1 pseudogene is annotated in these 296 nt (G+C 46.6%); it reads left to right on the forward strand.

The annotated features are described in order from the left end of the window. A pseudogene (locus tag ACSZOX_RS22410) lies at positions 1 to 296 on the forward strand (hypothetical protein); the annotation flags it as partial.

The following is a 296-nucleotide window of genomic DNA, read 5'->3' on the forward strand; positions in this document are numbered from 1 at the left end:
ACGATGTATGACGTAAGTTTAAAGCGGAAGTGGGATCAGGAGGCTGTGCGGCAATATCAGGAACAAGAGCAGAAGAAACGACTCGAAGAAGGTTTCGAGCAAGGTATGCAACAGGGAATACAGCAAGGTCTAGAACAAGGCATAGAACAAGGAATCCAACAGGGGTTAGAGCAAGGTCTAGAACAGGGGCGTTTTGAAGAACGTGCTAAAGCTGAAGCGGAGAAAAAATCGGCTGCATTAAAGATGCTGGCCAGTGGATTTGCAGTTGAAGTAGTTGCCGATATGTTGGGACTATC

This window comes from Sphingobacterium sp. LRF_L2, assembly GCF_965644235.1.
Lineage (GTDB): Bacteria > Bacteroidota > Bacteroidia > Sphingobacteriales > Sphingobacteriaceae > Sphingobacterium.